The organism is Rhodococcus sp. AW25M09 (assembly GCF_000333955.1).
Taxonomy (GTDB): domain Bacteria; phylum Actinomycetota; class Actinomycetes; order Mycobacteriales; family Mycobacteriaceae; genus Rhodococcoides.
Genome location: NZ_CAPS01000021.1, coordinates 1 through 10,979, shown reverse-complemented (window position 1 = coordinate 10,979; position 10,979 = coordinate 1). Strand labels below are relative to the sequence as shown.

Below are 10,979 nucleotides of genomic sequence, written 5' to 3'. Positions count from 1 at the left end.
GGGAGCCTAGGCCATGGAGACCATGAAGTACGAAACGAGGCCGTTTTGCGTACCGAGCGTTGGATCTAGGAGTCGAAACCGATCTCGGAGATCGAGGTGGCGATACGGCCACCCTGCTCGCCGAGTCTGGTGATCCAGACGAGCACGTTCGCCGTGGGGTCGACCTCGGACAGAGCGATGTCGGTTCTACCGTTCTGCAGAGTGGCTTCGCCGAGCAGCGTGGTGTCACTCAGACCGGGAGAGTCGTTCGGAGCCGATCTGATCTCGACGACCGTTCCCGGCGACGACGACTCGATCCACGCGTTCTTCAGGTCCGTCGACGGGATCGACACGAGCAAGCCGACACCGTTCTTGAGCGCGGGGAACTGCTGGAAGTAGCTGTCGGTTGTCCACGCGGTGCCCGGGTCGTTGTCGATCACGTTGGAGGCAGAGCCGGCGTTGTCGGCAGTGCCCTGCGGAGAGAAGACGCCGACCCCGTTCAACGCAACCGGGCCACCCGTCGGCGCGGGGGCGGCCGGCGCGGCGGTATCGCTTGCCGGTGGCGGCTCGGCGGGCGTGGTCAGTCCGAACTCCTGGCTGTCGAGAGGGGCATCGCTGCTGCTACCGGCGATCGAGGTGAACAGCCAGTAGCCGGCGAAAGCCAGAATGATCACCGTCAACGTGCCGAGCACCGCAATAGCGATATTGGTGCGGGTCGACTTCGCCTTCTCGGCGGCGATCTCCTCCGGGTCCGCGAGCGAGTGGCCACTGGCACCCGCCGGGCGCTGGCCCAATCGAAGAGCCGGCATCAGATCGGTTTTGTCGTTGACGACGGCTGCCTGATCGAGGACGTGCTGCACGGTGGCCGCTGTACGGATTCCGCTGTTCTGTTCCAGTGCCCGGACTGCAACGGCAGAGATCTCGAACGGGACATCGGGACGAACCTGCCTCGGCTCGAGCGGTGTGCCTTTGTCGTCGCGGTCGGCGGGCCGCATACCCCCGACGCTGCGAGCCGGAGTTGCGTCACCGGATACGACGGCTCCGCCGGTGGTGTCGGACAGCGGCCACCTGGCGGTGATCAGGGCGTAGAGCATGGCACCGAGACCGCGGACATCCGAGCTCGGATCCGCGTCGGCCAGGGTGGCGGGGAATGCCAGCACGGCGTTGCCGCTGGAGCTGATGCGTACGCGATCGGGATGATCGATCGACAGCGCACCGCCGCTGCGGTGTGCCGCCTCGGCGGCCGCGGCCAGCACCTTGATCGCGCGAGCAGCACCGGTGGGTGCCGGCACGGTGTCGGCCATTTCGCGTAGTGACCGGCCTGGGGTCCACTCCGCGACGACGATGCCTCCGGAGCTTCCGCGCACCACGTCGAGCACACGGGCAAGGCCGGGCGAATTGATCCGACCCAGCCGCAGCGTGCGCGAGAGAATGGCCTGGGGTCCCTCGTTGCGGTCGTTGGTCGACGCAGTGGACTGCTGTTCGGCGTCGACGAACGTCAGCGCGACCTCGCGGTCGAGCTTGACGTCGTGGGCTTGCCAGAACTTGAGGCCACGCGCGCCGCCGTGCGGTACCAGCAGTCGATACCGTCCACCGGCGACGGAGGCCCCGGGAATGAGGGTGGGGCCACGCAGAGCACGCTCGGGAGCGTCTTCCGAAGCGGCTGCAGTGGAGTCCTCGGACTCGTCGGCGGTGGTCGAGGACCCCGCCGCCTTCTGCCGTGCCGCTCCTGCTGGGGTCTTGTCGGACTTGTCCCGGGTCTTGGACTTGGACTTGGATGCAGGCTCCGACTCGGATCCGGAGGTGGATGCCGCCTCTGTCTTCGAGTCTGCCGGTGTCTTGTCGTCGGCGGGGCTCTCGCTCGGCAGTTGTGCCTTCGAGATCGAGATGGTCTTGTCGGTCGGTCGCGACGCCAGAGCAGCTTTGGAAATCGCAATCGTCTGATCGACGGGCTTGCGAACCGGCTTGTCGGTGCTGGGCTTGCCGCCCGATTCGGCCGACTTCTCGTCGCTCGGTTCGCGCTCCTCGGCTGCGCTCTGTGGCTCCGAGGACGCAGGCGTCGTGGAGGGAGCTGCTGTCTTGGCCGGAGGCGGTGTCTTGGCAGCAGACGGTGTCTTGGAGGGTGTCGCTGCCTGGGAACGAGACGGTGTACTGGAAGGAGACGCAGACTTATCGGTCTTCTCGGCCGCTGAGTCGGTGCGGTTCTGGGTGTCGACTTCGACTCCGCCGCTCGTTCGGTCGGCTTCGTTTGCTGGAGACTGTGCCGGCCCCCCAGCAACATCGTCGTCGGTCACTGTCACTCCTTCAGGCGAATATGCCCCGTGTTGTCCTGCGAACGGTCGACCTGCGTTGGCTTGTGCCCCCGGGTGCCGATGACCAGGGTACGGGAGACGATCCCGCGCAGTGTCCGATGTGGGCTCGGTTCGAATAACCGGAATTACGCCGGTTTCTGCGGCGGCCAGATCGGCTTCCTGTCGATCGGGCGCACCGCGGAATCTACGAACGATGCGGCTCAGCGCCACGGTGACCGCCAGAACTTCTGGAATCTTCCCGTACCAGAGTATCGAGAACGTGATTCCGAGCATGACGACGGCGTCGATCGCGACGCGGACGAAGTTGCCCAACCAGCCGTTCATCGCGGCGTCGAGGCCCAGAATCCGGTCGATCGCGAGCATGGCGGCACCGCCGGCCAGCGAGGCGAGGAGCACCAACCAGATGGTTTTGCCGACGTTCGCCATCCGCAGGTTGCCCAGGCTCTTGTGCAGTAGGTATCCGCCGATGATCGCTCCGACGGTGTAGCCCAGGCCGGTGGCGGTACCCAGGAGCAGCACCACCTGCTCGGGTGAGGACGCGACGATCGGGGCGAGCAACGACAGGCTGATCTTGACGCCGGTGATGCCGAGGATGATCCAGGTCGGTGTCCAGGCCTGCTCGCGGGCATAGAAGACCCGGAGGTGGATCAGAACCAGGGCGTACGGGATGAGGGAGAACGCCGACCAGCTCACGGCCTCACCCAGCCGGTTGGCGTCGGGCGCAAAATTGCCGAACCCGTACAGCGCCTCGCCGACCCACGGCCCCGCAAACGTCAGGAACACCACGATCGGGACCATGGCGACCATCGTCAGCCGAGTGGCGACGGAGAGATCATCGACCACCGAGGGCGTGTCACCGTTCGCGGCGTTGCGGCTGAGCCTGGGCATGATCGCTGTCAGCACGGTGACGCCGAGGATGCCGTAGGGCAGTTGGAGCACGATCCAGGCCTGGGAGTAGATCGTCGGGCTCGCGTTGTCGGCTCCCGAGGAGATGTTGGTGGCGACGATCAGACCGATCTGACTGATGACGACGTACAGCACGATCGCGGCCGCCATCGCGCCGAACTTCTTGAGTCGCTCGTCGAATCCCCAGAGCGGGCGCAGGTCGATCTTCTCGCGGCGGAGCGCGGGGATCAGCGCCAGCACCTGTGTGATGACACCAGCGGTGACGCCGAGGCCGATGATCGTCAGCTGCGGAGTTGTCATCTCGGACGGATTCACGGTGGTTTCACCCGGCATGAAGAAGTACAGAGCGAACACCGCGAGCACGACAAGGTTGTTGAACACCGGTGCCCAGGCACCGGGTCTGAAGTTCTGCCGGGTGTTCAGGACCGCGGTGAGCAGGCCGGAGAGCCCATAGAACATCAGGGCGGGCAGCACCAGATAGGTGAACGCGATGGTCAGTTGCTCGTCGACCTTGGGGTTTCCGGACAGCATGAGCCGCGCCAACAGTGGCGCGGCGATCGTCGCGGCGAGGGCGACGGTTCCCAGCAGTGCCACCGCGATGGTGAACAGGCGTCGGACGAAGTCACGTCCGCCGTCGGCGTCCTCCTGCTCGGCTCGCACCAGAACCGGCACGACGATGGCTCCGAGCACAGCGCCGAGGACCAGCTCGGAGATCATGTTCGGCAGAATCGTCGAAACGGTGAACGCGCTGGCGATCGCCGGGCCGAGGGTAGCCGTCATGGCGACCTGCTTGGCGAATCCGGTGATGCGGCTGACCAACGTTGCTACCGCGATGGAGCCCGACGCGGCCAGCAGGGACTTCTGCGGTTTCGGCTCGGGTTTCGGCTGGGGCTGCGGTGCCGGCTCGGTCCCGTTCGGGGGAATCTCGGTCGGCGGAACCGTCCCGGACGGAGCTGGGTACGACGGATCCTGCGGGTAATCCTCGTCCCGGAACCGCGGGATGAGTTGGGTGATGGTGTCGTCGGCAGCCGGCTGCCCGTCGAGCGGGGGCGGTGCCGGGTACGAGCGCAGCTCCGGCTGCGCCCGCCGTTCCCACGGTGCGGACCGCGGTGGCGTCGTACGCCGAAATACCTGCGTTGCGGGCAGGCGGGACCGCGGCAGGTCGCCGTCGTACGGGACGTTGCCTGTCATGGTCTTTCGTACCCTTCGTCGGCCGGGTCGGGTTGGCCCCTGAATCGATGCCAGAGTCGTCGACCCGCAAGTAACAGTAGGAGCGCACCGGCGCAAGCGGTAATTATGGCCAAGGCCTGGCCGTATGCGTTCGACCGTACGGACACCGTCGACACCTCGCCCAGCCTGGAGCCGTCGAGTGTGGTGACGGAGAAATCGACGGACAGATTGCGCGTGTCGTCGACCTCCGCCGGGACGGTGATGGTCCGTGAACCGCGGGCCGGGAGCTGGGTGACGCCGACATCGCTGACCGTCATTTCCGGCGGCGCATCGACTCGGAGCAGCACGTTGACCGGGAGCGGAAGGTCGTTTCGTGCGACCAGTAGCAGCGGACTCTGCTCGGAGGCGAGGGTGTACACCCCGCCGGGTGCCAACACGGTCACCGACCCGTAGATGGTGTCGAGTCCGATGCGGGTGGCGGCAAGCCGGGTGCGGGCCATGGTTCCGGCTTCTTCGTCGATCGAACTGGCACGCCCCGCGGTCGAGAGGGCGCGGAGCATGTCCTCCCGCAGTGGAGCGGCGTACAGGCGTGGGGTGAGCGGCGACTGGGGCTCCTCGACCAGCGACTGCATCAGGGTCTCGATCCGAGCGCTCTGCGATCGGACGAGAGCGATGGTGCGGGCGTCGAGTTCGGTTGCCGCATCGATGCTGTTCACCGGGGGCCCGGAGACGGGCTCGGCGAGTAGATCGGACAGCGGTCTCGGCGTCGCCAATCCCGAGCGCAGTAGGGAGGACACCGAGGACAGAATGGCCGACGGTTCGTCACCCCCTGCGGTCCAGTACTGCGGGGGCGCGACGGTGACGGTCCGTCCCGGCCGATCGGTACCGACGAGCGCATGGAAGTTGACTGCCCCGAGTGCATCCTGCAGCCGTGCCGTGCGTGAGTCCGTAGCGAGGTCGAAGCGCTGATCGTTGGGGGTCAGGGCGGGAGTGGACGGTGTGTCCCCGACGCCGGCCAGTGCCGTCGCGGTGGCTGCGTCGTACTGGGTGGCAGCCAGCGGTGCAATCGGCTCGGTGTCGGTCGGGGGAACGGTCCCCGTGAGCAGCAGCGATGTCGGTGCCGGCGTCGGCGGGCTGAGGCTGTTGTCGGCGACCAGCACCGTGCCGGTGCCCGCCGAGCGCAGGGCATCGGCGGTGTTCGCGTCGACGCCACCGGTGCTGCTCCAGGTGAAGCCCCGTGTCGAGGTGATGCCGAGGATGCCGTCGACGATGTCCGCCGGAGCGGTGAGTGCGCCCCTGAGCAGTGCAGCGTCGTCGATGTCGGCCACCGCCCCCAGATCGGTCTGCGAGAACGGCATCGCCGTCACGCAATTGCTCGACGCCACCGCTTCGAGACGGGAGAGCCACCGGGCGGCGGCGGCGGCTCCGGTGCCCTCACGGGCGGTGCTGGCCGGGTCTGCCGGGTTGTCGACGACGAGGTAGCCGCGAGTCATGTTCGAGACGGTGACGAGCAGGTCGGGGTCGATGCCGAGACACAGGCTCGATGCCAGATTGCCGCCCGGGTCGAGGTTCGGTTGCGTCGCGAATTCCACCGCTTTGAGCAAGGTGTCGAGTCGGCCGCCGTCGGCAAGTTCCCCGGCCAGCTCGTCGTCGATCAGTCGGACGCGCTCGTCGACCGAGCCGGGTAGTCCGGCAGCGAGGCGGGGAATGTCGGCCAACGGCCACAGCACTGTCATCGCGACGGGATTTCGGGTGTTCGGCGGCAGCGGACTCGCATCGGGGGCGACGGGGTCCTGCTCATCGGGATTGCGGGGCAGTCCGACGACGGGGAGCAGGAAGCGCGCGTCGTCGAGACGTGCCGTTCCGCCGTATTCGGGTGTGCCGTTGACGTTGAGCAGCAGCGGATAGACGCCGGGCGCATCGATGTCGAGCGAGGGCTCGGTGGTGCTGCGCAGCGGCATCGACATGTCGAACTGGCGGCTCTCGTCCTCCTCCAGCGTGTCGGCGATCGTGACGAAATTGCCGACGCGGTCGAAGCTGTCCTGGTCGAGGGTCAGCGAGGTGCGCAAACCGGCCGTGGTGTCGATGGCGGCGGCAGACTGCATGCGCACGCTGACGTCCTGGACGGATCGGTCCCCGGTGTTGGTCACCGTGGCACGGACGGTGACGAACGGATCACTGGTGGTGGTGACGGTGGACGGTGCGACGGTGTCGATGCGCAGCGTCAGGAAGGGGTTGCCCGCCTGCGTCATGGGGGTGTCGGACACGGTGCCGGTTGCGCCGTCGGTGTTGTCCACGGACACATCGGGCTGGGCGGCAGCACTCGGAAGTTGCCCGGGCAGCAACGCCGCTCCGCCGACTGCAGGCGCTACCGCAAGGAGAAACGAGGTCAGAGCAACGGCAGTGACCTTCCGGGCCCGGACGATCATTTCTCGCCGGGGGCGGGTGCGCTCGAACTTCCGCTGTTGGTGTCGCCGCTGTTCATGTCGTCGATGAGGCGGGTGGCGATGGCGGCCAGTTTGCGTTCGTCGGCGTAGGCGAGTCGCGACGGCAGTTCGCTGAGCGGCACCCAGGCGACCTCGGTGACCTCCAGGTCTTCGTCCGAGAGTTCGCCGCCGAGGAATCGGAGCAGATAGTGGTGGACGGTCTTGTGGACGCGTCGGCCTTCGGTGACGAACCAGTAGTCGATGCTGCCCAGTGACGCCAGGACGGTTCCGCGGATGCCGGTTTCCTCGGCTACCTCACGCATGGCCGTCTGTTCGGCGGTTTCGCCGTACTCGATATGTCCCTTGGGCAGGGACCAGAGCAGGCGCCCGCGGCGGTCGGTGCGTCCGATCAGGGCGGCGCAGCGCGTGGCGGGCGGGCCATCGATACCGTCGACCACCAGGCCGCCGGCAGAGGTTTCCCGGACGGTGCGCAGTTTGGGTGCTTCGGTGTCGGCGCGTGTCTGACGCCGCCGCGGGTTGCGGCGGCTCCTGTTCGATCGTTCGGCAGCAGACACCCAATCCATACTAGTTGCCCGTGCGCACTCTTCTGCCGTGCCGCACCGTGGTCAGTGGCCGAGACAATCGGGTCGGTGCAGCGCCAGTAGGCTCTTCCACCGTGGCCGATCAGTCCTTGTCTTCCGTTTCCGCCGAGCACACCGATGCCCGCCGGGAGAGGTTGCTGGCCGGAGCAGCTGTGACATTGCGTGAACTCGCCCCGGTGTTGACTCCGCTCGGAGGCCTGTTCGCTGCCGCCGGGCACGAGCTGTACCTCGTCGGCGGAACGGTGCGCGATGCGGTTCTCGGTCGACTCGGAACCGATCTGGACTTCACCACCGACGCCAGGCCCGAGGACGTGCAGACGTTGCTGTCGGGCTGGGCCGATCATCAGTGGGACACCGGTATCGCGTTCGGCACCATCAGCGCGGCCAAGGACGGCCAGCAGATCGAGATCACCACGTATCGCGCCGATTCCTACGATCAGGTCTCCCGTAATCCCGAGGTGCAGTACGGCAACAGCCTCGAAGAAGATCTCGTTCGACGCGACTTCACCGTCAATGCCATGGCCGTACGTCTCGGAAGCGACGGCACCCAGGAGTTCGTCGACCCGCTCGGCGGGATGGACGCTCTGCTCGAGGGCTTTCTGGACACCCCGTCGGCACCGGAGGTCTCGTTCGGTGACGATCCGCTGCGGATGCTGCGCGCAGCCCGGTTCGTCTCGCAGCTCGGTTTCTCGCTCATGCCACGGGTACACCGCGCCATGACGGACATGGCGGAGCAGATCGACCGCATCACGGCCGAGCGAATTCAGGTCGAATTGGACAAGTTGATGCTCGGCGCGCATCCGATCGACGGAATCGACGTGATGTGCGAGACGGGCCTGGCCCAGCGAATCATTCCCGAAGTACCCGATATGAAGCTCGAGATCGACGAGCATCATCAGCACAAGGACGTCTACTGGCATTCGTTGACGGTCCTGAAGCAGGCGATAGATCTCGAGGACGGCGATCCCGACCTGGTGTTGCGTTGGGCCGCACTTCTCCACGACATCGGTAAGCCCGACACCAAACGCAACGAGCCGGGCGGCGGAGTCAGCTTCCATCACCACGAGGTGGTCGGTGCCAAGCTGGTGCGAAAGCGTATGCGCGCCTTGAAGTATTCCAAGAAGATGATCGAGGACGTCTCGCACCTGGTGTTCTTGCATCTGCGCTTTCACGGTTACGGCAAGGGTCAGTGGACCGACTCGGCCGTCCGCCGCTACGCCACCGATGCCGGCGAGCTACTCCCCACGTTGCACAAGCTGGTTCGGGCCGATTCGACCACCAGGAACAAGCGTCGAGCCGCCGCGCTGCAGGCCACGTACGACGATCTCGAAGTGCGCATCGCCCGGATCACCGAGCAGGAGGATCTCGCGCGGGTTCGCCCCGATCTGGACGGCAACGCCATCATGGAGTTGCTCGGCATTGCGGCCGGACCCGACGTGGGCAAGGCGTGGAAATACCTCAAAGAGCTGCGTCTCGACCGCGGACCGCTCTCCCGTGAGGACGCCGAAGCCGCTCTGCTGGAGTGGTGGCAGACGCAATAGGCGCGTCCCGCGCACGTGCGCGGGACTTCGTAGCCCACTACGAACTTCCACTCACGACGAGCGAAGCTCGGCCTTCATCAGGTAGACGTTGTAGCTGTCCCATTCCGAGACGGTGAAGTACAACTCGTTCGACGTCGACCAGGGGTGGATGAAGCCGCCGTAGGTCTTCGGGTACTCGGCAGTGTCGATCAAGGTCGTCGGTGCGGTCCACTCCCCCTGTGGCGAATTCGACTCCCGCAGAACGATATTTCCGCGGATCGGATCGAGGTAGGTCATCCGCCAGAGGCCTCGGTCCTCGTCGTGTTGGACCGACAGTTCCCCGGCCATACCGTCGGCGATGGGGGTGGCCTCGTTCGATCCGACGGGAGACCAGGTTCCGTTCACCCAGTACTGGTAGGCGGTCTTGTTCAGCACATCGGCCTCGGGCACGCGTGCGAGACCGACCTGTCCGATGCGTCCGTTGACGGTGCCGAACATGTAGACGTACTCCCCTGCCGGGACCATCGTCGACACCTGGAACTTGGAGACGCCGAACACGTTGTCCCACTTGGCATGCTCGTCCTTGACCCAGGTGGAACCGTTGTCGTCGGAATACGCGATGCCGCCGTAGTTGGTCCACCACATGCCGGGGATCGCGCTCCAGCGCCGAACGGACATGTAGGACATGTATTGCCGGTCCTCGATCGCGAATCCGGACGTGGGGATGACCGTGGTCTCCCAGTTCTTGATCTTGCGCGAGGGCAGCAATTCCGCTGCGTGACAACGTGAATCCTGGACCATGGAGTCCAGGTTCATGCCGTCGGAGAGGTCGGTGTCGGTGCTGTGCCCCAGCACGTTGGAGCGCCAGTCGTCACCACCGGGAACGCCGAACTCCCATCCCGTACCGAAGGAATCGCCGAATGCGATCGCGACCTCGCCGGGCTTGCTCTCCCACATGATGCCGAGATCGGTGCCGTCGACCTGCCAGCGTTTGTCGGTGCGATTCTCCGAACCCGGCCCGGTCAGTTGCGCGACCACCTCGACGTTGCCGACGGCCGGTGCTGCAGGCCGCGGCGTGCTCGGCCCGGGCTCTGCGGCGGTGTCGACGGGGGCGGGCGGCGGTGTCGCCGGGCTGCCACCGGGCCCGGGGATCGGGATGGGGATGGTGTCGGGCTGCGGGTCGATCTCGATGCGGGGGAACGGCAGGTGGTCTGCAGACCCGCTGCCCGGCAAGGGTGTGTCGGCGGTGTCGGTGAGATCGGGGCACGGGTCTGCACACGGATCGGTGAGCGGTTCGGCCTGGACGCGGGTGTTGTTCGGTGGTGGGTCGGGCACCGGTACCAGTTCGACGGACGGATACGGAACAGGTATTACCAGCCGGTCCGGTAATGGTGGTAGCTGCGGTGGATTGCCCGGGCCGATGGGCTCGGGCGGATAGTCCTTGGGGTCGAATCCTGTTTCGCCGCAGGAGTTCACCGGCGGTGGCGGCGCAGCGAACGCGGGGGGCGCAGCAAAGACGGCCGTTCCCGCGGCAACGGCAAGTAGGCAACCCAGCGATGTTGTGCGGCTACGCATCCGGCGCCCCCATTTCTCCGAAGAAACCTGCCGGTACGAAAGGGAAAGATACACCACGTCAGCGGCGTGCGCGCCTGGTATTGGCGGCCACCGCGGCCAATCCGAGGGCGTAGAGGCCGGCCCCGGACAGCACCAGGGTGCGCGCGGTGGGGTCCTGGCTCAGATCGGTGGTCCCGGGGCCGATGGCGAATGCTGCCGCGGCCAGAGCGGCGACGAACGCGATGTTGAACACGGTGTCCTGCAACGCGAAGACGCGTCCGCGATGAGTGTCGTCGATCTCGATCTGCATCGCGGCGTCGCCGCTGAGTTTGACGGTCTGCCCGGCGATCCCCAACAGGAAGGCCCCGATCAACAAGCTGTTCTGTGTCAGGCCCGAGACGGCGGCGAGCTGCGCCACGATGGCGAGTGCGAGGGCGAGCGCAATCGTGGAGGTACGTCCCAACCGGGGAACTGCGAAGGGAGTGATCACTGCGGCGAGGAACATGCCCG

Annotated in this window: 5 protein-coding genes and 1 pseudogene; 1 reads left to right on the top strand and 5 read right to left on the bottom strand. The window is 66.4% G+C overall.

Features of this window, described 5'->3' with window-relative positions; genetic code table 11:
* Positions 1-65 precede the first annotated feature (65 nt).
* Genes RHODMAR_RS04115 through RHODMAR_RS04105 form a run of 3 tightly spaced genes read right to left on the bottom strand, consistent with a single transcriptional unit; the run spans position 66 to position 7,368 of the window.
* Positions 66-4,388, bottom strand: a complete 4,323-nt coding sequence (locus RHODMAR_RS04115) for a peptidoglycan biosynthesis protein MviN (RefSeq protein WP_008711574.1) — start codon at positions 4,386-4,388, stop codon at positions 66-68.
* Positions 4,385-6,796, bottom strand: coding sequence for a DUF6049 family protein (locus RHODMAR_RS04110; protein WP_008711573.1), 2,412 nt, complete (start codon positions 6,794-6,796; stop codon positions 4,385-4,387). The genes RHODMAR_RS04115 and RHODMAR_RS04110 overlap by 4 nt, the downstream gene beginning before the upstream one ends.
* Positions 6,793-7,368 (bottom strand): NUDIX hydrolase, encoded by a 576-nt coding sequence (locus RHODMAR_RS04105; protein ID WP_008711571.1) that lies wholly within the window; start codon positions 7,366-7,368, stop codon positions 6,793-6,795. The genes RHODMAR_RS04110 and RHODMAR_RS04105 overlap by 4 nt, the downstream gene beginning before the upstream one ends.
* A gap of 101 nt (positions 7,369-7,469) precedes the next feature.
* Here RHODMAR_RS04105 and RHODMAR_RS04100 point away from each other — a divergent pair, with 101 nt between their 5' ends.
* Entirely contained in the window at positions 7,470-8,936 is a 1,467-nt protein-coding gene (locus RHODMAR_RS04100; protein ID WP_008711569.1) for a CCA tRNA nucleotidyltransferase, read from the top strand.
* 51 nt (positions 8,937-8,987) lie between these two features.
* Here RHODMAR_RS04100 and RHODMAR_RS04095 read toward each other — a convergent pair whose 3' ends face one another.
* Both RHODMAR_RS04095 and RHODMAR_RS04090 read right to left on the bottom strand, forming a co-directional pair.
* Positions 8,988-10,490 carry a DUF4185 domain-containing protein gene (locus tag RHODMAR_RS04095; protein ID WP_042937923.1) on the bottom strand — a complete coding sequence of 501 codons (1,503 nt, stop codon included), beginning with the start codon at positions 10,488-10,490 and terminating at the stop codon, positions 8,988-8,990.
* A 58-nt stretch (positions 10,491-10,548) separates the two neighbouring features.
* A pseudogene (locus RHODMAR_RS04090) lies at positions 10,549-10,979 on the bottom strand (hypothetical protein); the annotation flags it as partial.